Origin of the sequence: Haloarcula sp. Atlit-120R, from assembly GCF_003665885.1 — an archaeon.
In the GTDB taxonomy this organism is placed as follows: Archaea; Halobacteriota; Halobacteria; order Halobacteriales; family Haloarculaceae; genus Haloarcula; species Haloarcula taiwanensis.
In genome coordinates this window covers 1,337,753-1,357,396 of the sequence record NZ_QPLN01000001.1, presented here as the reverse complement: position 1 = coordinate 1,357,396, position 19,644 = coordinate 1,337,753, and the positions used below count along the sequence as shown (strand labels likewise).

General features: G+C 64.8%; 26 protein-coding genes. 15 read left to right on the top strand and 11 right to left on the bottom strand.

What is annotated here, in order from left to right; translation table 11 throughout:
* Positions 1 to 73 precede the first annotated feature (73 nt).
* The 4 genes from DVK01_RS22810 to DVK01_RS07050 all read left to right on the top strand — a co-directional run bounded on the left by DVK01_RS22810 (position 74) and on the right by DVK01_RS07050 (position 1,591).
* The gene (locus tag DVK01_RS22810) at positions 74 to 871 is read left to right on the top strand and encodes a response regulator (protein ID WP_158598760.1); all 798 of its coding nucleotides are present in this window, start codon (positions 74 to 76) and stop codon (positions 869 to 871) included.
* 108 nt (positions 872 to 979) lie between these two features.
* The gene (locus tag DVK01_RS07055) at positions 980 to 1,165 is read left to right on the top strand and encodes a hypothetical protein (protein ID WP_101348989.1); all 186 of its coding nucleotides are present in this window, start codon (positions 980 to 982) and stop codon (positions 1,163 to 1,165) included.
* Complete coding sequence (locus DVK01_RS22150; RefSeq protein WP_014039217.1) at positions 1,165 to 1,332, top strand: hypothetical protein; 168 nt, start codon at positions 1,165 to 1,167, stop codon at positions 1,330 to 1,332. Before DVK01_RS07055 ends, DVK01_RS22150 begins: the two co-directional genes overlap by 1 nt.
* Before the next feature lie 43 nt (positions 1,333 to 1,375).
* A complete protein-coding gene (locus tag DVK01_RS07050; protein WP_121536094.1) occupies positions 1,376 to 1,591 on the top strand; it encodes a hypothetical protein in 216 nt (71 codons plus the stop codon).
* Here the strand turns inward: DVK01_RS07050 and DVK01_RS07045 are convergent, their stop codons facing one another.
* Positions 1,592 to 2,587, bottom strand: a complete 996-nt coding sequence (locus DVK01_RS07045) for an ornithine cyclodeaminase family protein (protein WP_121536091.1) — start codon at positions 2,585 to 2,587, stop codon at positions 1,592 to 1,594. It lies immediately after the preceding gene.
* 76 nt (positions 2,588 to 2,663) lie between these two features.
* On the opposite strand from DVK01_RS07045, the gene DVK01_RS07040 reads away from it, so the two are divergent.
* A complete protein-coding gene (locus DVK01_RS07040; RefSeq protein WP_101348986.1) occupies positions 2,664 to 3,527 on the top strand; it encodes a hypothetical protein in 864 nt (287 codons plus the stop codon).
* A gap of 296 nt (positions 3,528 to 3,823) precedes the next feature.
* On the opposite strand, the gene thsB is transcribed toward DVK01_RS07040, so the two are convergent.
* Both thsB and DVK01_RS07030 read right to left on the bottom strand, forming a co-directional pair.
* Positions 3,824 to 5,503 (bottom strand): TCP-1/cpn60 chaperonin family protein, encoded by a 1,680-nt coding sequence (gene thsB / locus DVK01_RS07035; protein WP_394337668.1) that lies wholly within the window; start codon positions 5,501 to 5,503, stop codon positions 3,824 to 3,826.
* 174 nt (positions 5,504 to 5,677) lie between these two features.
* Positions 5,678 to 6,067, bottom strand: coding sequence for a hypothetical protein (locus tag DVK01_RS07030; RefSeq protein ID WP_101348985.1), 390 nt, complete (start codon positions 6,065 to 6,067; stop codon positions 5,678 to 5,680).
* Positions 6,068 to 6,181: 114 nt separating this feature from the next.
* Between DVK01_RS07030 and mutS the strand changes: the two genes are divergently transcribed.
* Positions 6,182 to 9,010 carry a DNA mismatch repair protein MutS gene (gene mutS, locus DVK01_RS07025; protein WP_121536088.1) on the top strand — a complete coding sequence of 943 codons (2,829 nt, stop codon included), beginning with the start codon at positions 6,182 to 6,184 and terminating at the stop codon, positions 9,008 to 9,010.
* 9 nt (positions 9,011 to 9,019) lie between these two features.
* Here mutS and DVK01_RS07020 read toward each other — a convergent pair whose 3' ends face one another.
* Positions 9,020 to 9,736, bottom strand: a complete 717-nt coding sequence (locus DVK01_RS07020; protein WP_101348983.1) for a bacterio-opsin activator domain-containing protein — start codon at positions 9,734 to 9,736, stop codon at positions 9,020 to 9,022.
* A gap of 119 nt (positions 9,737 to 9,855) precedes the next feature.
* On the opposite strand from DVK01_RS07020, the gene DVK01_RS07015 reads away from it, so the two are divergent.
* Entirely contained in the window at positions 9,856 to 10,104 is a 249-nt protein-coding gene (locus DVK01_RS07015; protein ID WP_101348982.1) for a HalOD1 output domain-containing protein, read from the top strand.
* 15 nt (positions 10,105 to 10,119) lie between these two features.
* Here DVK01_RS07015 and nucS read toward each other — a convergent pair whose 3' ends face one another.
* On the bottom strand, positions 10,120 to 10,839 hold the full coding sequence (gene nucS, locus DVK01_RS07010) for an endonuclease NucS (protein ID WP_121536085.1): 720 nt from the start codon (positions 10,837 to 10,839) through the stop codon (positions 10,120 to 10,122).
* A 9-nt stretch (positions 10,840 to 10,848) separates the two neighbouring features.
* Positions 10,849 to 11,286 carry a DUF6735 family protein gene (locus DVK01_RS07005; RefSeq protein WP_121536082.1) on the bottom strand — a complete coding sequence of 146 codons (438 nt, stop codon included), beginning with the start codon at positions 11,284 to 11,286 and terminating at the stop codon, positions 10,849 to 10,851.
* Between the two features lie 183 nt (positions 11,287 to 11,469).
* Here DVK01_RS07005 and DVK01_RS07000 point away from each other — a divergent pair, with 183 nt between their 5' ends.
* The 7 genes from DVK01_RS07000 (at position 11,470) to DVK01_RS06975 (ending at position 16,374) form a co-directional block, all read left to right on the top strand.
* On the top strand, positions 11,470 to 11,757 hold the full coding sequence (locus DVK01_RS07000; protein ID WP_101348979.1) for a zinc ribbon domain-containing protein: 288 nt from the start codon (positions 11,470 to 11,472) through the stop codon (positions 11,755 to 11,757).
* A 109-nt stretch (positions 11,758 to 11,866) separates the two neighbouring features.
* A complete protein-coding gene (locus tag DVK01_RS06995; RefSeq protein WP_101348978.1) occupies positions 11,867 to 13,159 on the top strand; it encodes a hypothetical protein in 1,293 nt (430 codons plus the stop codon).
* A 30-nt stretch (positions 13,160 to 13,189) separates the two neighbouring features.
* Complete coding sequence (locus tag DVK01_RS06990; protein WP_101348977.1) at positions 13,190 to 14,173, top strand: Gfo/Idh/MocA family protein; 984 nt, start codon at positions 13,190 to 13,192, stop codon at positions 14,171 to 14,173.
* A 117-nt stretch (positions 14,174 to 14,290) separates the two neighbouring features.
* Positions 14,291 to 15,085 carry an aldo/keto reductase gene (locus DVK01_RS06985; RefSeq protein WP_101351382.1) on the top strand — a complete coding sequence of 265 codons (795 nt, stop codon included), beginning with the start codon at positions 14,291 to 14,293 and terminating at the stop codon, positions 15,083 to 15,085.
* 6 nt (positions 15,086 to 15,091) lie between these two features.
* Positions 15,092 to 15,277, top strand: coding sequence for a hypothetical protein (locus DVK01_RS06980; RefSeq protein ID WP_101348976.1), 186 nt, complete (start codon positions 15,092 to 15,094; stop codon positions 15,275 to 15,277).
* Positions 15,278 to 15,351: 74 nt separating this feature from the next.
* On the top strand, positions 15,352 to 15,489 hold the full coding sequence (locus DVK01_RS22145) for a hypothetical protein (protein ID WP_004516449.1): 138 nt from the start codon (positions 15,352 to 15,354) through the stop codon (positions 15,487 to 15,489).
* A gap of 168 nt (positions 15,490 to 15,657) precedes the next feature.
* Positions 15,658 to 16,374 (top strand): type 1 glutamine amidotransferase, encoded by a 717-nt coding sequence (locus DVK01_RS06975; RefSeq protein ID WP_101348975.1) that lies wholly within the window; start codon positions 15,658 to 15,660, stop codon positions 16,372 to 16,374.
* A 24-nt stretch (positions 16,375 to 16,398) separates the two neighbouring features.
* Here DVK01_RS06975 and DVK01_RS06970 read toward each other — a convergent pair whose 3' ends face one another.
* From DVK01_RS06970 to DVK01_RS06965, 3 genes are all read right to left on the bottom strand, one after another.
* Positions 16,399 to 16,866, bottom strand: coding sequence for a cupin domain-containing protein (locus tag DVK01_RS06970; protein WP_101348974.1), 468 nt, complete (start codon positions 16,864 to 16,866; stop codon positions 16,399 to 16,401).
* 97 nt (positions 16,867 to 16,963) lie between these two features.
* Positions 16,964 to 17,128, bottom strand: coding sequence for a DUF6757 family protein (locus DVK01_RS22140; RefSeq protein WP_004516452.1), 165 nt, complete (start codon positions 17,126 to 17,128; stop codon positions 16,964 to 16,966).
* A 54-nt stretch (positions 17,129 to 17,182) separates the two neighbouring features.
* Positions 17,183 to 17,959, bottom strand: a complete 777-nt coding sequence (locus tag DVK01_RS06965) for a PHP domain-containing protein (protein ID WP_101348973.1) — start codon at positions 17,957 to 17,959, stop codon at positions 17,183 to 17,185.
* 146 nt (positions 17,960 to 18,105) lie between these two features.
* On the opposite strand from DVK01_RS06965, the gene DVK01_RS06960 reads away from it, so the two are divergent.
* A complete protein-coding gene (locus DVK01_RS06960) occupies positions 18,106 to 18,393 on the top strand; it encodes a DUF2795 domain-containing protein (RefSeq protein ID WP_080508797.1) in 288 nt (95 codons plus the stop codon).
* Between the two features lie 116 nt (positions 18,394 to 18,509).
* Here DVK01_RS06960 and DVK01_RS06955 read toward each other — a convergent pair whose 3' ends face one another.
* A complete protein-coding gene (locus DVK01_RS06955) occupies positions 18,510 to 18,920 on the bottom strand; it encodes a hypothetical protein (RefSeq protein WP_101348972.1) in 411 nt (136 codons plus the stop codon).
* On the bottom strand, positions 18,917 to 19,603 hold the full coding sequence (locus DVK01_RS06950) for an ATPase domain-containing protein (RefSeq protein ID WP_053966959.1): 687 nt from the start codon (positions 19,601 to 19,603) through the stop codon (positions 18,917 to 18,919). The genes DVK01_RS06955 and DVK01_RS06950 overlap by 4 nt, the downstream gene beginning before the upstream one ends.
* Between the last annotated feature and the right edge of the window lie 41 nt (positions 19,604 to 19,644).

The window sequence follows — 19,644 nt, the reverse complement described above, 5'->3', positions numbered from 1 at the left end:
GAGCGGGCCTGTCTGTGCATCGACCAGTTTCGCCGAGATGCTTTTATCGGCTGGGAACGGTGGTTACTGCAGCGTGCCCGAAGCAATCGCCGTTCTCCACGTCGACGACGACCCCGACTTCGCCGAGTTTGCGGCGAGCCTCCTGGAGCGGCAGGACGACCGCCTCACCGTGGTCCGGGCAGACAGCGCCAGCGACGGCCAGGCACTGCTGGCGGAGCGGCCCGTCGACTGTGTCGTCTCCGACTACGACATGCCGCGCCTGAACGGCATCGAGTTCCTGCAGGCGATACGCGAGCAGTATCCCGACCTCCCGTTTATCCTGTTTACCGGGAAGGGGAGCGAGGAGATCGCCAGCGAGGCCATCTCCGCCGGTGTCACCGACTACCTCCAGAAGGGCAGCGACGTCGAGCGGTACGAACTCCTGGCGAACCGGGTCATGAACGCCGTCGCGCAGAACCGGGCCCAGCAGCGGGCGCTCGAAACCACACAGCGCTACGAGACGCTGTTTACGCACACGACCAACGCGATTGCCTCGGTCGAACTGCGAAACGGGGCCCCGATAATCCAGTCGGTCAACCCCGCGTTCGAGGCGACGTTCGTCCCGCCGGGAACGGACGTCGTCGGCCGGAACCTGGACCGGGTCATCACGGCGACCGACGCCCAGCGGGAACAGGCCGAACGCATCACGAGACGCGCCGAGACGGGGGACGTGACGACGACCGAGGTCACGCGCCAGACGGTCGACGGCCCCCGGACGTTCCAGCTCCAGGCGGTGCCGATAGACCCCGGCGAGACGGGCGGGGTCTGTTCGGCCTTCGCGGTGTACACCGACGTCACCGACATCGCTGGGGACGACGAGACGCCGCCGTAGCCGAGTCGGCGACCCACCGGCGGCCGCGGTACCGGGCCCGCCAGACCCCGGTCGACGGTCGGGCACCCACACAAGATTTTTGCCGGACTCAACAGGTGTCACAGACGTATGGTACACTGCCCTGACTGTGAGACCTCGCTCGAAACGGCCGACGACATCGAGTTCGTCGAAGTGGATGCTGTGACCGGGTTCATCAAAGCCTCCAAGCGATTTTACACCGCAAACTGCGCAGCGTGCGGCGTGACTATCGGTAGCGGCGTCGCCGGCGCGAAGTCCAACGGGGGTGCGGCCTGATGGTCCACTGTCCCGAGTGCGACGCGGAGATGGCCGACCAGGACGACGTTGAGTTCCTCGATATGGACTCGACGACCGGTTTCTTCACGGCCTCGAAGCGGTTCTACCTCGTCGCCTGTGGCGAGTGCGGGGCCGCCATCGGCAGCGGCGTCGCCGGCGCGATGTAGTCGCCGGGGCTAGGCTTATACACGTATCAGCGCAAGAGAGCGTATGGCAGAATCACCTGACGACACGGACGACAGCGGACGACTGCCGGCGGCGCTCCGGTCGGTCACGCCGGGGACGCGGAGCCGTCCCAACGAGGGGATGGATATGATCGGCTGGGGCATGCTCGCCGGCCTGCTCGTTTTGCTCTTCCCGCTCCTGCCGTTCATCGTCATCGTCTGGGGCATCTCGAAGGTCACGGACGCCCTCACGCCGACCTAGTCAGGTCGCGTCGGTGTCGACGAGCGGGAACGCCGTCCCGTCGCCCTCGGCGCTCGCGTTCTCGTAGACGACGTGTGCGGCCGCGACATCCTGAATAGCCAGCCCTGTCGAATCAAAGAGCGTGATCCCGTCGTCGTCGGTCCGCCCCGAGAGCGTGCCCGCGACGATGTCGCCGAGTTCCCCGTGGAGATCGGCATCTGTCAGAACCCCCTCGCCCCACAGGACGTTGATCTCGCCGGAGTGAGTACACTGCTCGTAGTTGTCGATGACGACTTTCGCGTCGAGCAGCGTGCGTTCGTCGTGTTCCTGCTTGCCGGCGGCGTCAGCCCCGATGGCGTTGATATGGGTGTGCTCGTCGAGCCACGCCCGCTCGACGATGGGGGACTCGACGGGCGTAATCGTCGACAGCACGTCACAGCCGGCGGCGTCCTCGATGGGACACGCCTGCACGTCGAATCGGTCGGCGAACGTGTCGACGAACGCCTGCTGTTTCTCCGCGTCCCGGTCGGCGACGACCACCGTCTCAATGTCCCGCACCGACGAGATGGCTTCCAGTTGCGTGTAGGCCTGCGTGCCAGCCCCGACCAGTCCGAGCGAGGCCGCGTCGTCGACGGCAAGGTGGTCGGTGGCGACGGCGGCCGCCGCCCCGGTCCGCAGGCGGGTCAGGACGGTGCCGTCCATCACGGCCAGCGGGAACGCCGTCTCAGGGTCCGAGTAGATGAGCGTCCCGAGGACGGTCGGTAGGTCGTGGTCGCGGGGGTTGTCCAGATGGACGTTGACCCACTTGACCGCGGCAGCGTCCCACGTCTCCGCGTTGACGTAGGCCGGCATCGACCTGAAATCGCCGTTGTACTGCGGCAGGTCGATGTAGGACTTGGCCGGCATGATGGTGTTGTCTCTGGCATCGGCGGCAAAGGCCGCGGCAACCGCGTCGATAACTGCTGGCATCGTCGCGTGGTCCTCGACCGCGTCCGCGCCGAGAAGCAGCGTCTGCATACGAAATATTGGCACTCGGTAGCACTTATACCCCCGCTGTCACAGGGGTTATATTACCACGCGACCAGGCATCGGTATGCGTCGCGGGGTGGCAATTGCCGCGGTCTGTCTCTGTCTGCTGAGCGCCGGGTGTACCGGTCTGTTGGGGGACGACGCGGCTGCCAGAGAGACGGTGACGCCAGCCCCAGTCCCGACTGCAGACGCACCGACGGGTCCGGTACAGCGTGCCCCTGGCGTCGTCGGCGACCGCGTCGTCAACGCTACCGCGCTCGGCCGCGCCCACGTCAGCCAGCTCTCGAACACCTCCTATCGAGTCCACCACACCAGAACCGTCATGAACGGCAGCGGCTTGCACAAGCGCGTCCGGACCCGTGCCAGTATCAGCGCGGGCTACGAGTCGTACACGGCCACTCGAACGATATCCGGACAGGGTGTGACAGCGCGTGCGGTCCACAGCACCTGGCGGGACGGCCGTGCGCTCAGGCGGACGACCGTCAACGGCTCGACATCGGCGAAGGTGGTGGCGGACAGTCGGGGTATCGGTGGCCCGCCGCGCTCTCCTCGGGCCGCGCTGTTCTTCGAGCCAACGTTCAATGCGCGTCTCATGGCGTTGTTTTCCGCCACCAACAGCACAGCCATCCGCCCCGGCGATGAGGTCATCAAGCAACTGTACGGAGTGTCGCTGTATCGCGTCAAAGGAACCGGCACAATCGACGACAGCGCGATTGCCACCCGCCCCGTCGACCGTGTGAGCAATGTCTCCCTCTCGGCAACCGTGACGCCTAACGGCATCGTTCGGAGCTACGCGCTCCAGTACACGGCCGTCAACGGAACGGCTACCCACCGAGTGACTGAGATCCTCCGCTACAGCGACCTCGGGACGACGGACGTGGTGTTCGAAGACCGACACCAGCGAAACCGAACAACAGGACCCGACTGATGCGAGGGACGGCTGGACACTGTCACGGGAGCGCCAAAACGGAGAGAGGCCCCCACCCACTGTCACCAGTCCGTCCCACCAAACGGACCGGGACAGTCGATACTTCGTAGAGAGATACCTAACTGTTCCTCCAGTTTCACGTCTCGATATACACGCTGGGATGACTCGGCGCGTTACAGAACCGCAAAAAACCGAATCGCAAGCGGCGATTCGCTCGTTCGGAGGTCTCTCCGGTCGACTGCTGACTCACGGGCCGATGGCCCGTTCGTCTATCCGAGGTTCCGACGGAACCTCGCTTACATCATGCCGCCCATGCCGCCGCCCATGCCACCCATGCCGCCAGGGGCGCCACCGGGGCCGCCGGGGCCGTCTTCGTCGCCGCCGGAAGTCGAGAGTTCGCCGGCAGCGATGATGTCGTCGATCTTGAGGACCAGGTTCGCGGCCTCGGCAGCCGAGGAAATCGCCTGTCGCTTGGCGTGGGCTGGCTCGACGACGCCGGTATCGAGCGTGTTCTCGACATCACCGGAGAAGACGTTCAGGCCGGCGCTGACATCGCCGTCCTCGTGGGCGGCGCGCAGGTCGACCAGCGTGTCGATGCTGTCGAGACCGGCGTTCTCGGCGAGAGTGCGCGGGATGATTTCCAGCGCGTCGGCGAAGGACTCGATGGCGAGCTGCTCGCGGCCTTCGACGCCGTCGGCGTAGTCGCGGAGACGGCGGGCGACTTCGACTTCGGGTGCGCCGCCGCCACCGAGAACGCTGCCGTTGGCAACGGTGGACGCGACGACGTCGAGCGCGTCCGTGACGCCACGTTCGAGTTCATCGACGACGTGGTCGGTCGACCCACGGAGCAGGAGGGTGACGCCGTGAGCCTCGTCGCCGCTGCCCTCGACGTAGAACAGGCCTTCGGCGTCGTCGCGGGTGACGGAGCCGTGGCCGAGGTCCTCCGCGGTCGCGGAGTCGAGGTCCGAGACGATGCGAGCGCCGAGGACTTCCTTGAGGAACTCGATGTCGGACTTCTTGGCGCGGCGGACGGCCAGAATACCCTTCTCGGCGAGGTAGTGCTGGGCCATGTCGTCGATACCCTTCTGACAGAAGACGACATCGGCGCCGGTGTCCGCGATCTGGTCGACCATCTGCTTGAGCTGCTCCTCTTCCTTGTCGAGGAAGTTCTGGAGCTGGCTCGGGTCGTCGACGGAGAGCTGGGCGTCGACTTCGGTCTCGTCGAGTTCGATGGCCGTGTCGACGAGCAAGACATCGGCGCCGTCGACTTCGGTCGGCATCTCCTCGTGGACCGGGTCTTTGTCGATGACCGCGCCTTCCAGCAGCTCGGAGTTGCCGGCGGAGCTGCCGGTCTGGGTCTCGATGTTGAGGTATTCGAGGTCGGCAACGACGGAGCCGTCATCGGCCTCGACGGTCACGGCGTTGACCGCGTCGACGATGAGCTGGGCGAGCAGCTCCTTGTTGAGCTCCGCGCCCTTGCCCGTCATCGAGGTTTCGGCGACCTTCTTCAGGAGTTCCTCGTCGTCGGGGTCGACTTCCGTGGCGATGTCCGCGAGCTCATCCTTGGCCTGCGTGGCGGCCATGTTGAAGCCCTTGATGATGGCCGTCGGGTGGATGTCCTGTTCGAGGAGGTCCTCGGCGTTCTTGAGGAGTTCGCCTGCGATGGCGACGGCGGAGGTGGTGCCGTCACCGGCCTCGTCTTCCTGTGTCTCGGCAACCTCGACGATCATCGACGCTGTCGGGTTGTCGATATCCATCTCCGAGAGGATGGTGACGCCGTCGTTCGTGACGGTCACGTCGCCCATCGAGGAGACGAGCATCTTGTCCATCCCCTTCGGGCCGAGCGTCGAGCGTACTGACTCGGCGACCGCGCGAGCGGCCGAGATGTTGTGTTCCTGTGCAGACTTGTCCTTCATCCGCTGGGAGTCCTCTCCCAGGATGATCATCGGCTGGCCCTGCATCTGGCGTTGGCTCATAATCAAGCGAAGATTGCATGTGGTTCTATATAAAAGTAGGGGTTATAGGATGCTCACCGGCCGCCCGCCGACACGACCGGAACAGGTGAAATCACCCGACTGAGGTGGTACTGTCCGTCAACAGTGGTAGCTGTTGGCACGCCCCATCAGGACGGTGCCGGGCTGTTTATATATTCACTCGACGGGTTCCGTCCAGTGGACCGTGACCGACCCGACGACGAATGCGTCCTTCGAGTCAGTGTCCCGTCGGAACTGAATCGTGTTCTCGCCGCGGTGCAGTCGCTCGGGCGCAATCGTGTCCATCCAGAGCTGCCACCCCTCGCCCGGCGCGATGTCGAACCCCGACAGCGGGTCCCCGTTGACCACGATTTCGTGGTCGAAGTCCTCGACGTCGTAGACCTGCATCTGCACGTACGGGTCTGCTGGTGACGAGGTGGGGATGTCGACGGAAACCGGGTCGGTCGAATCACCGCTGTACTCGGCCCACGGAACGTCGAGCGAGTCCGCCGACGGGCCGAGGTGTTGCTGGAACTGACAGAGCGCGTAGTTGGCGCGACGTGACATACAGCCTACGTCTCTCGGGCGGTATAAAAATCAGAGGCCGGGTCGGCGATACCTAGCGGTCACGCTACGGCGGAGAGCGGAGCGCCTATGGGGAGTCGGCTGTTGCCACCGGGTATGGACGCTGCGCTTGGCCCGCCCGAGCAGATGGCCGAGCTCGAGGGGGACCTGACGCCGATGATGGCACAGTACTACGAGCTGTGCCGCCAGTACGACGACGCCCTGGTCCTCTTTCAGGTCGGGGACTTCTACGAGGCCTTCTGTGCGGCCGCGAAACGGGTCGCCCGACTGTGTGAGATTACGCTGACCCAGCGCGAGGACTCGACCGGCGAGTACCCGATGGCCGGTATCCCCATCGACAACGCCGAGTCCTACGTCGAGACGCTGCTGGACGCTGGCTACCGGGTCGCTATCGCCGACCAGGTCGAGGACCCCGACGAGGTCAGCGGCGTGGTCAAGCGGGCGGTCACCCGCATCGTCACGCCGGGGACGCTCACCGAGAGCGAACTGCTCGGCGGCGCGGACAACAACTACGTCGCTGCTTTGACCGAAGGCGAACGGTACGGGCTGGCGCTGCTGGACGTGTCGACCGGCGACTGCTACGCCACGAGCGTCGGCTCGGAGGCCGCCGTCGCCGACGAACTCAGCCGGTTCGGCCCCGCCGAGGCAATCGTCGGGCCGGATGTCGACGTGGACCGGGACGCCGTCTTCGGCCCGGCCTGTCTGGTGACGCGCTACGACGCGGACGCCTTCGCCCGGGAGCGCGCCGAGGACCGCGTGTCCCAGTACTTCGGCCCGCCGGAGCGCCTGCTCGCCGGCGACGCGGAGATTCGGGCCTGCGGCGGCCTGCTGGCCTACGCGGAGTACACCCGCGGCAGCGCGGGCGCGGTCGGCCCCGACGGCGAACCGGTCGACCCCGACGTGGACCCCGCCGGCACGCTCGATTACCTCAATCACCTCACGCGGTACGACCCGCGGGAGTACATGCTGCTTGACGCCGTCGCCGTCGAGAGCCTCGAACTGTTCGAGCGGCGGTCGGTGCGGGGCCACGAGAACCGCACGCTCGTTGACACGGTCGACGAGACGGCGTGTGCGCTGGGCCGGCGGAAGCTGACCGACTGGCTCCGCCGCCCGCTGCTCGACGCCGAGCGCATCGAAGCCCGCCACGGCGCGGTCGCAGAACTTCAGCGTGACCCCGCCACCAGAGAAGCCCTGTCTGACCTCCTCGCGGAGGTGTACGACCTCGAACGGCTCATTTCTCGCGTCTCTCGGGGTCGGGCGAACGCCCGTGACCTCCGGTCGCTGGCCGCCACGCTATCTGTCGTGCCCGAGGTCCGAGAGGAGCTGGCCGACGCCGATGCCCGCCTGCTCGCGGACCTGCACGCGACGCTGGACCCGCTAACTGAAACCCGCGAAGAAATCGAGGCGGCCATTCGCCCGGACCCGCCACAGCAGGTGACCGAAGGCGGCGTCATCCGCGAGGGCTACGACGATGAACTGGACCGACTGCGTTCGACCGAGCAGTCCGGCAAAGAGTGGATAGACGAACTGGAAGCGAGCGAGCGCGAGCGCACCGGCATCGACTCGCTGAAGGTCGGCCACAACTCTGTCCACGGCTACTACATCGAGGTGACCAACGCCAATCTCGATTCCGTCCCCGAGGACTACCAGCGCCGTCAAACGCTGAAAAACAGCGAGCGCTACTACACGCCGGAACTCAAGGAGCGCGAAGAGGAGATTCTGCGAGCCGAGAGCGCGGCCGACGACCTGGAGTACGACCTGTTCTGTGCGGTCCGGGACGAGGTGGCCGACGGGGCCGAGCGCGTGCAAGCCCTGGCCGAGCGGCTGGCTCGCCTCGACGTGCTGGTCTCTTTTGCCGAGGTCGCGGCGCAGTACGACTACTGCCGGCCCACCGTCGGAAGCGACGGTATCGACATCACCGCCGGCCGCCACCCGGTCGTCGAACGCACCGAAGACGCCTTCGTCCCCAACGATACGGGGCTGGGCGGCGGGCCGGTCGGGGACAAAACGGACGGGAGCGGCGACGGCGATGCCGCGGACGACAGACAGCCCTTCCTCGCGGTCGTCACGGGACCGAACATGAGCGGGAAGTCGACGTACATGCGCCAGGTCGCGCTGATATGCCTGCTCGCGCAGGCGGGGAGTTTCGTCCCCGCGAAGGCGGCGGACCTCCCGATTCTCGACCGGGTGTTCACCCGCGTCGGGGCCAGCGACGACATCGCCGGCGGCCGCTCGACGTTCATGATAGAGATGACCGAACTGGCGACGATTCTGGACGCGGCGACCGGAGACTCGCTGGTCCTGCTAGACGAGGTCGGCCGCGGCACGTCGACGGCCGACGGGCTGGCTATCGCCCGCGCCGTCACCGAGTACCTCCACGACGAGGTCGGCGCGTACACGCTGTTTGCGACCCACCACCACGACCTGACCGCCGTCGCGGCCGACCTACCGGGCGCAACCAACCGCCACTTCGAGACCAGCCGCGAGGACGGCGACGTTCGCTTCGACCACGAACTCGCGCCCGGCCCCGCGGCGGCCTCCTATGGCGTTGAGGTCGCGAGTATGGCCGGCGTCCCCGAATCCGTCGTCGACCGGTCACGGGCCCTTCTGGCGGAGGCCGAAGCGACCGATTCGGGCGTCGAAGGGTCGAGTGGGGCAGAATCCGAGGGCAAAACGATGGGTGACTCCGATACGGGTTCCGCCCCCACGGCGACGACTAGAGCGACGGAGAACGGACCAGCGGTGGCGGCGGCCGATGAGGCTCCAGCAGACGACCACAGACAAGGGATGCTTCGGGCGAACGGAGCCGCCGAGGGCGAGTTGCCAGAGTCAGTGGCACAGCAGTTAGCGTCGCTGGACGTCGCGACGATGACGCCGATAGAGGCGATGAACGCGCTCGCGGACTTGCAGGACAGACTCGAATGACAGCGCCGGTCAGCTATCACCCTCAGCAGCCAGGTCGTCGTGCGGGCAGGCGAACATGGTCGCGACGAGTTTCTGTTCGGCAGCCCGCAGATGCTTGTGAAGCGTTGGCTCCGAAATATTGAGAAGCGAAGCGAGGTCCGCAGCTGTCGCTTCGCGGGGCCAGCTGTAGTACCCCGCTTCGTGGGCCGTCACGAGAGCCTCCCGCTGGCGGTCGGTCAGTGATTCGGTGTGGGACGCGTAGTTCTGGAACCCGAACAGCGGGGCGATGGACTCGTGCTGCTTTTTCGCTGCGAGTTCGGCCTCTGAATGGGCCGTCAGGAACGATTCGATAACCGAAGCCGTCTCGGTCTGCCTTGGAACATCGGCTACGATAGTCCCCTGTCCGTCGACACTCCGGGCGGTCCGTGGTACCGCCCCGGCGTCCGCAAGCGAGACAACGGGACAGTTGTCCTGTACGGTGATCTCGACGAGGCCGCCGTCGTCGGTGCGCTCAAGTACCCGCGCCTTACCACGGGTGTCGTCACTGATTCGCTCAACAAGCCGCTCAGGGGGCGTGTCTTCGACCGAAAAAAACTCCGCATACGTGTCGTCCGTCTGTGGCAGGCATTTCTCGAGAATCACTGAACACGATTCGGCTGCAGACACGGATACGAAGGGGTACGAGCCATCAGACAGGGCAAATTCCACACGGGTTACCGCCCGGCCGTTACCAGGCTGTTGGGACATGAATAAGTGCAGTCGGCACATCGTGAAGAATGTTGGCATGGGTCGTGGTTCGGCGTTTACTATACTAGCCATACTGAACTTTACACTACAGAGTGAATCCAGCATGAGGGCAGAGAACCGTGTCTGGAACATCACCAACCGTTATCGAAGCTCACGGCCCTGACCAGTCTATCGTCACGGCAGTCGTTCGCGCTGTCGCGACCGCGGAGAGACGGCCGGTCAAGACGCTCCCGCCGCTGGCCGACAGTATCAATCCAGATGCACTGACGACGTGTATCGCGGATTCGAACACTACCGGTCACGTCGCGTTCGACTACAGCGGCCACCGCGTGGTCGTCGACACCGACGGAACGGTCACCGTGGACTAGGAGCCGACACGGGCGTTACGGCGGCTCCAGCGAGACGAACTCCAGACCGTTCTCGGCAAGCAACTGCCGCGCCCGATCCGTCACGGACGGTGCGACGAGAATCCCCCGGACCTCGGTGTCAGCGTGTAAGTCGCGTCCCAGAGCATCGACGTACCGACCAAGCTGGCCGACAGCGTCGGGACCCACGCGGCGGCGCTTGAGTTCGAGTATCGTCGTCCGACCGTCGGCGTCCTCGCCGTAAACGTCGACCGCTCCGGCGGGGGTCTCGCGTTCGGTCGCCAGCGGCGTAAACCCTGACTCGACCAGCGCCGGCTCGGCGAGGATGCGGTCTTTCAGGTCGGCTTCCGTCCCGGTGAGTGTGAGGTCTTTGGAGTCCGTCACGTCGAAGGCGGCGGCGTGGGCGACTGTCTCGAACGCGACCTCCAGCGACTCCTCGGGGGTCGACCGCGTGGAGCGGACGACCAGCGAGCCGTCGTCGACGCTGATGCTGTGCTCACAGCCCGGCGGCTGCCAGTTCACCGGCTGTTGGCCCTCGTCGGTGTGGACCAGCGCGGCCCCGTCGGGCTTGAGCATCACATGGCGGTCACCGAGCCCCAGCGAACTGGCCGCTCGGCCCTCGTACTCGACCGTACAGGTGCCGACAAGCGTCACTAGCGCGCCGCGGTCAGTGGCACGCGACGCGAGGTCCAGCGCGTCGGCGGGGTCAGGGTACGTCAGCGTTTCGACGGCGGTCACGGATGGCGGTTAGCGGTCCCCGCGTAAAAAGGACGCGTCGTCGGGGCAGTGGACGGACGAAGCACGGTCACGGAGCGACGCGAGCAGGGCACGCCGAACGGTCGCCGGGTCACGGCCTTCGCTGTCGAGGGCGCGACAGGCCTCGTCCTTGCGCCCGACCCACCACGTCCGGAACGCATCCGGGTCGGCAGTGCGGGCCAGAACGATATCGTCGAGGTCCGACAGCGTCGGGTCGAGCCAGCAGACGGCGTAGGTCCGGACCGGCCCGTCGAGCACGACCAACTGGTCGTAGGTAGCATCGATGGCAGCGAGGACGGCCGACGCCGTCCAGTCGTTCCCCAGCGGCCGGGACTGAGCGATGGGGTCGGCGTCGACGCCCCAGTGTGCGACGCGGCAGTCGTAGCGGCCGTCGGGGCGAGCGACAGCGACGAGCGTGCGACGGCCCATCAGGGACCTCCGAGCGTGTCAACGGGCATGCGTACCCCTGGCTGCGTGGTCCTATTTGAACGCTGGCCCACAGGACACCTCCGATGCCTGCTCGGTACGGGAGACAGTGCCAGACCCGTCGAAATCGCCGACCATTGGTAACTCGGCACAACCCTCAAGTAGTACGTTCACGTACCGTCACATATGATGGTGAGCGAGTGGCTCTACGGCGCAATCGCGCTTCTCGTGGGGCTCCACGTCCTGACCATGCTGTACGCGTACCGGCACCGGGGTGACCCAGCCGGTGCGACTGGGCAGGGCGAGGCCGAAGGGCGCCGTGGCAGCGCCACCGACGACAGCACTGAATCCATCGACTGTCCCCACTGCGGGGCGAGGAACGAGCAGGACTACCAGTTCTGCCGGCAGTGCGTCGCCGACCTGACCAGCGGAAGCCCGCAACGCCAGCCGACGGACCGAAGCCAGCCGTACTGAGAGCGTTGCAAGGGAGGGTCGAAACGACCAGTTTGAGCGCTGCTATCGGCCAAAGGATTTATTTCTACGACAATATATTTGAATATACTGTCACGAACAGGGGTGAACTGTGGAAACTGTTATCGACGTACGTTCCGCGGGTCGACCAGCGGTATTCGACCGGGCGAACACCGACGGGCTGTTCGGACGCAAGCGCCGCCTGCAGCAGCCGCTGGAGCAGTATCTACAGCGGGCAGAGACACCGAGCTATCTCGCGTACAACGACCAGTCCGGCGTCGTCGCTGCCCGGGGGAACAGCGAGTCGCTCACGCCGGCCGGCGACTACCGCGCGTATCTGCTCGCCACGACCGTTCGAGTCCTGTTCGTCGTCGGCGACGACGACCGCGACCGGACCATCTCGCTTCCCCACGAAGGCATCGTTGCCGTGCACTGTTCGTCGGGACTCCGCACGTCGACGCTCGAAATCGTCACCGTCGACGAAGACCGCTGGGCGTTCGAATGCAAGGGCGATCTAGCGCCAGTTCGGTCGTTCATCGACGAAGCCACACAGGTCTGGACGCGCACGCTCACCGAGCTTGATCGGGCAGAGTCCCAGGTCGAGGCCGCTGTGACAGCACTCGAAGCAACAGATTTCGAGACAGCAGCCACGCATATCACGGCCGCACAGGAAGCGCTCGACAACGGGCGAAAGCGGGTCGAAGCACTGGGCGAGGGGGCGAGAGCGGCCGTCGATGGACGACTCCAGTCAGCGCAAGCACGCATCAACACCTGCCAGCGCCGACGCCACGTCAGCGCGGGCGATGAGTACCGCGACACGGCCCGCCGCGCATGGGAGAACCGGTCGTACGAACGGGCCGCAGATGCATACGCACAGGCCGGCGTCGAGTACGAGCGAGCGCTGGCCGTAACGGCATCGGAGCCGCCCACAGAAGCCATCACGGATGCTCGAAACGCGGTCGAAGCGGAGTACACCGAACTCCGGTCAGCCCCAGTCGACGCGGCGCAGGTGGCTGCAAGCGCGGCCAGAGCCACGACAGACCCAGCAGAGCGAGCGAGACACTGGGAAGACGCTCTCGACCGCTACCGGACGGCGTACGAACTTGACTGGGGTCGTGACCGTCGCTTCGACGGCGACCGGGCGTCGCTCCGACAGGCGCTCGCGGACATCGCTGTCAAACTAGTCGATGCACATCGTGAGGCGGGGCGACAGGCGCTTGGGGAAGCTGGCGAGTCAAAACGAGCGGCGTCCGAGACCGCGTGTGACAGCGCGACGATACACTTCGAGCGCGCACGCGAAGTTGCCGCCGAACTCGTGCCGGACAGACGCGGGTCGGCGACGGACGAACTAGCCGCCGTGTCCGAACAGGGCGTCAGCGTCGAGGCGGAGCCGAAAGGTCGGTAATTGTTTATCACCGCGGAGCCGGGTATCGGTATGCGCTTTGGAATTATTTCGACGGCAGGAATCGCGCGCAAGGACGTGATTCCGGGTATCCAGAAGTCTGCCCACACGGTCGCGGCCATCAGCTCCAGAACCCAAGACCGTGCCAGCGAGGTAGCCGACGACCTCGGTATCGACAGTGCCTTCGGCGACTACGAGACGATGTTCGCCGAGGCGGACATCGACGCGGTGTACAACCCGCTTCCGAACGCGCTCCACGCCAAGTGGAGCCAGCGGGCCGCCGATCACGGCCTCGACGTGCTCTGTGAGAAGCCACTGACCGTCGACACCGCTGAGGCAGTGGACCTCTTCGATTACTGTGCCGAGCAGGGCGTCACGCTGATGGAAGCGTTCATGTATCAGTTCCACCCGCGGACCCAGCGGGCCAGGGAAATCGTCGAAACCGAACTGGGCGAGGTACACACCGTCGACGCATCGTTCAAATTCTCGCTCACAGACCCCGACGATATCCGTCTGGACCCGGAGCTGGCCGGTGGGAGCCTGATGGACGTAGGCTGTTACGCCGTCAGCGCGGTCCGGGGCTTCCTCGGCGAGCCAAGCCAAGCGTTTGCGCATGCCCGGGACTCCCAGAACAGTGGCGTGGACACGAACCTCAGCGGCGTCCTGTCGTACGACGACGGGCGGGTCGCCTCGATTTCCTGTGGGTTTGACGGACCGAGACGGGAGTACTACCGAGTCGAAACGGACGACGGCTGGCTCGAAGCGCCGAACTGCTTCGGCCCGGACCACGACCAGTCCGTCTCGCTGACCTACAGCGTCGACGGCCGCGAGGTCACCGAAACGTTCGATCCGGTCGACCACTACCAGTTGCAGGTCGAGGCGTTCGCAGACGCTATCGAGAGCGGGGAGACACCGCCCATCGACCGGGCCGAAACACTGGGGAATATGCGCGCCATAGATGCGCTGGCCAGAAGCGCGGACACCGGCGAACCGGTCCACGTCGCCAGTCCCGAGTGAGAGGCGACCGGGTGTGTACTGTAATGCGGCGAGCGCGAAACGGTTTTGACTGCCGCGGGTGAGGCACGTACTGTGACACCCCCAACAGCGACACTCCCGAGTGGCGACGAACTGCCGATGGTCGGCGTCGGGACGTGGGACATCGACGGCGACACCGTTCAGCAGTCCGTTCGAGCCGGACTCGACGCGGGCTACGGCCACGTGGACACGGCCGAAGGGTACGAGAACGAGGGCGAAATCGGCGCGGCCCTCGCCGACTACGACCGCGAGGACGTGTTCCTCACATCAAAAGTGCTGCCAAAGCATCTCGACTACGAGTCGGTCATCGAGGCCTGTGAGGCGTCGCTGGACCGACTTGGGACTGATTACCTCGACCTGTATCTCGTCCACTGGCCCAACCCCGCAACCTCCATCCGGGAGACGATGAACGCGATGGCCACACTCCGCGATCAGGGGAAGATCCGCAACGTCGGCGTCTCGAACTTCAGCGCGTACCAGCTCGGGGCCGCCCAGCATGTCGCCGACGTGCCTATCGCTGTCAATCAGATCGAGTACCATCCCTGGAACACGCAGGACCAGGTGGTCGAGTTCTGTCGCGACACCGACACTGTCGTTGAGGCCGCCGCGCCACTGGGTCGAACGGAAGTGTTCGCGGACGATGTCATTCAGGACCTGGCAGAGAAATACGACAGGTCGCCGGCTCAGATTGTCCTGAAGTGGGCGGTCGAGAACGAGGTGGTCGTCCTGCCGAAGTCCTCCTCGCCCGAGCACGTCCGCCAGAACTGCGACCTGTTCGACTGGGACCTCGACGCCGCCGACCACGAGCGCATCGATGCCATCGAACGCGAGCAGGCAGTCTACGATACCGGTGTCTACGACTGGGACAACGACACCTACGGTATCTCGCAATAGGTTCCGATGGTCGAACCGCCCGCACTGGACCGCTGGGACGCCACGGCCGCGGCAAGCATCGCCGTTTTGCTTGTCGTGGCGTACGTGCTGATTCCCGACCCGACGATCCAGTACGGGACGTGGCTGATCGTCTTTTGCATCTGGATGGCCTGGTTCGTCTCTTTCGGTGCCAAATGGTTATACGGCCCCTAGAGGGGTGCGTTGAAGCTTTTACTCGATTCCGTGTCAGCGGAGATTTATTTACTCCCGCTCTCTATACACGCTTGATGCCCCGTATCGAAGTCTCGGAAAACCTGTACCGGCAGATCGAGAGCGAGGCCAACAACGACGACTTCAACGACACGCTGTGGAAGATGGTCGGCTCCTATCGGCGGACGAACAACCCGGAAGCGGACCAGACGTAACACGTATCGCAGTCGTCGCCCCGTAGCGGGACGATTCTGAGTGGTCAGTTGCTCCTGATAGCCGCTGTGCCAGCGGGCGCTTCGACACGCCGGTGTCCCGTCACTGTGAGCGGCAATCACTGCCGTCGGTACGCACGTTTTTACGATTCGAACCGCTCCGTACTGGTAATGAGGCCACGAATCGCCCTGCTGAACGCAGCCCACGACGGCGGCGACAACCGCCGGAACTTTCGGCGGGAACTCGACGCCGACCTCGTGGAATACGACGTGACCGAGCGCGAACTGCCCGACACCTTCGCGTTCGACGGCTGTCTGGTCACGGGCAGCCGCGCGTCCGTCTACTGGGACGAACCATGGATCCGTGAACTCGAATCCTGGGTCACGGACGCAGTCGACCGTAACATCGCGTTCCTGGGCGTCTGTTTCGGCCACCAGTTGCTCGCACATGCGCTCGGCGGCACCGTCGAGCCGATGGACGAGTACGAGATCGGCTACCGGACGGTCGACCACGACGGCGAGAACGAACTGCTCGCCGGCGTCGACGAGTCGTTCACTGTCTTTACGACGCACTCGGACCGCGTCGCCGAGGTGCCACCGGGCGCGACCACGTTCGCCGAGAACGACTACGGCATTCACGGGTTCCGGAAGGAGAACGTCTTCTCGGTGCAGTTCCACCCCGAGTACGACCCCGAGACGGCCGAGACAGTGACGAAGGGCAAGGACGACCAGCTCGCCGACGAGCGCATCGAAGCGGTACTGGACGGCGTCACCGAGGCGAACTATCGCGCCGCCTGCGAGGCCAAGCAGCTGTTCGACAACTTCACCGAGTTCGCTGCGCGTTACGCGGGTGACGTGACCGGCGCTACCACCGCTGCCGACGACTAACCGACCGGCTTCGCCGCAGTGGCGCTACGAGAACCGGCCGGTTTCTGCGTCACATTCCGCACAGCGTGTCACGAGCGCGTCCCGGTCGGCCGTCATCTCGACGTAGTTGTGCGTGCGACCGCCACACTCCTCGCAGTGTCGAAGCATATCCGTATCGCCCATCTCCTGTGGTGCGCCGAGCGCAAGCGCGACGACACGCTCCTCGCCCTCGTTGTGGCCGCGTTGCCACTCACCGGGCGCAAAGCGGATCGCCTCTCCGGCTGCGACGCGGACATCACCGTCCTCCGTTTCGAACGTCGCCGTGCCCGACTGGATGATAAATACTTCCTCCTGTTCCGGGTGGCGGTGGTAGCCGAAGCCGAAGGATTCGCCGGGTGCCAGTTCGTAGTGATTCAACGCGATATTGTCGGTGCCAAGTGGACCAGCGAGCGCCCGCTTGACCGACGCCGGCCCCATCCGCGATTCGACGGCGTCGATACTGACTTTCTCCATAGTTGCCATGTACGGGGGACAGTCCTTAACGGTTAGTCAGAGTGGGTCACAGCGGAGACGCGGGGGACACAGCAGAAGCAGCAAAACGGAGCGTCGGTCACTCGCGTCGGTCGATGTCGAGTTCCTCGTCGAGGTCTTCGAGCCAGTCGGCGTCTTCCAGCTCCGCCATCTGTTCACGGAAGTGCGTCTTGCAGACACCGACCTTGACGCCGTCGTTCTCGACGGCGATGTCGGCTTCACGGTCGCAGTAGTGACACTGCATACTCGAATAGTAGTCCCGCACGACATTGAACCCTCGGGTTCCGTCTGCCGGTTGTCAGACACCGAGGGCTGTTTCGACCCGGTCCCAGGCGGCCGCGCCCAGACCAGTGTCGCCCAGTGTCTCTCCGTGGGCGTCGCTGCCGCCGGTCGGAATCAGTCCGTGCCGCTCGATGGCGTCGTCGACGAGACCGTTGTCGACCGCTCGGCCGTACGGATACCACCGTTCGACGGCATCGAGCGACGCACACGTGGACAGCGCGGCCGCAGTGTCCCGGTAGCGGAACGGGTGCGCGAGGCCGACCAGCCCGCACGCGTCCGAGAGCAACGCACAGCCGCGCTCGAACGACGGGACCTCCCGGGCGACATAACAGGGGCAGTCATCGCCGATGAGGTCGTCGAACGCGGACTGAAAGGTGTGGTCCGACACCTCGGCGATAGCGCTGGCGATGTGGGGACGACCGAGGCCGTCACGCGGCTCGACGGGGAGCGAGACGCCCAGGCGGTCCTCGACACACTCGATGATGCGCGCGCCGCGCTCGCGGCGGTTCCGCTGGATGCGCGCACACTCGACCCGGAGTTCGTCGGTCGGGTCGACACCGTAGCCCAGCAGGTCCAGTCGCTGTATCTCGCTTTCGACGCGGAGTTCGATACCGTGGAGCAGCGTCACACCGTCCCGTTCGGTGACGGGACCGTCGAGAGCAGGCTGGAGGCGGTCGTGGTCCGTAACGGCGACAACCTCGACACCCGCTTGTCTCGCGGCGGCCGGGACCGAATCGAGCGTGAGCGTCCCGTCGGAGCGAGTCGTGTGTACGTGCAAGTCAGCGACGACCATACCACGTCCACACCTCCCAACAGCAAGCCGCTTCTGATTAGACCATGTGTCGTGACCACACGAAACGTGGGTTCCTTATACGCATTAAGGGATATTATGATTATCTATAGTGAAGGTTTATTAGGAACCATGAACTTTCGGTAGATATGCGAATGCTAAGCAACGCGACGGACGCCTTCCAATCGTACGACTACCCGATTTCCGCGGAGGAAATCATCGAGAGCGACGGCGACATGGAACTGGAACTGCCAAACGGCACCGAACGGCTGGGCGACGCACTCAGCCGATCGGCCCCAGAAACCTTCGAAAGCGCGGAAGACGCTGAGTTCGCAGCGTTCTCGGGTGTGTCGAGCAAGGCCATCGGCCGGAAGGGCTACTCCGACCGCGACCCGATCTGCATGGGCGAAGACGGACCGGACCAGGTCTCCTTCTAACGGCCTGGAACGGCCTGCAGTCATCCCCAGCTCTGGACGGATTTTCCGTCTCCTTCGGTTTTACACAGGCGAGCGGCAGCACTATTCGGACAGTCGCCGCGCGCACCATAGAACGGCTATCGGTCGAGAAAGTCCGGTTTGTCGACGGCGTCAGTGCTGTCGATTGACTGCCTGTCCAGCAGTTCCGACGAATCGAGCGCCGACGGCAGGCCATCGCGGCCGCCAGTCGGCACGTCCGCCTCGTCGATGTACGTCTTCTCGCCGTTGATCAGGTCGGCCCAGACGGCGTCCCGGTCGGCGCTGGTCGCCTCCGCCGCTTCCTTCGCTTCGTTGCGACCTTCGTCGTACGCGAGTTCGACCATGCTCTTGTGGTACGCCGAGTTCATCTCGGCGTAGATGGCTTCGAGTTCGTCGCGATTGAACTCCCCGAGGCGCTCGGCGACGCCGATAGCGTAGGCCCTGTCGGTGGCCTCGTCCTTGTCGAGAGTGTCCCAGTCGGTGCCGAACTCGCGCTCGTAGCGGCTCATGTCTCCACTTTCCGATCAGGGTTGACCCGAAGTCCGGCGTCAGAAAAGGAGATTTCACGGATGTCACAGTCGATAGCTGTCCCCCGCATCTTGATAACCTGAACGCCGCGGGTCATGCTCCCGTTCTCGAGGAAGTTGTGGAAGAAAACAACGCCGTGGGCGAGATAGTGCTCGTCACTGTAGGAGGACGGGTCGGTCATCTCGGAGATAAGGAGCGTCGTCGCGTCCGTCTGTTTCAGCGCGGAGAGAAAGCCCGTGATCTCGTCCTCGACGTCGTTCATAAAGTGCTGCAACAGCATCGTCGAGTCGATAACGACCCGCTGGATATCGTTCTGTCTGATATAGGCGACGAGTCGGTTCGTCAGACCGCCTTCGCTGCCGAACTGCGTGATAGTTCGTTTCCCGCTCTCGGTGACGAGGTTGAGGAACTGGATGGCGTCAGATTGCATGGCCCGGTCGAAACCGAAGTCGTAGCCGGCCATGTCCTGCATCAACTCCGACTTGGTTTCGTGCATCGTCACGTACAGGCACGTCTCACCCTCCTTGACGCCCTGTGTAATGAACTGTGAGCAAAACGTTGTCTTCCCGCTGCCCGGCGGGCCGCTGACCACGTAGAGACGGTTCGGAAGTAAGCCCCCCTCAATGAGTTCATCGAATCCGGGGACCCCACTAGAGAGACGCATATCAGCTATCTGAGTCCGTCTGGACATATGCTTTCACATTC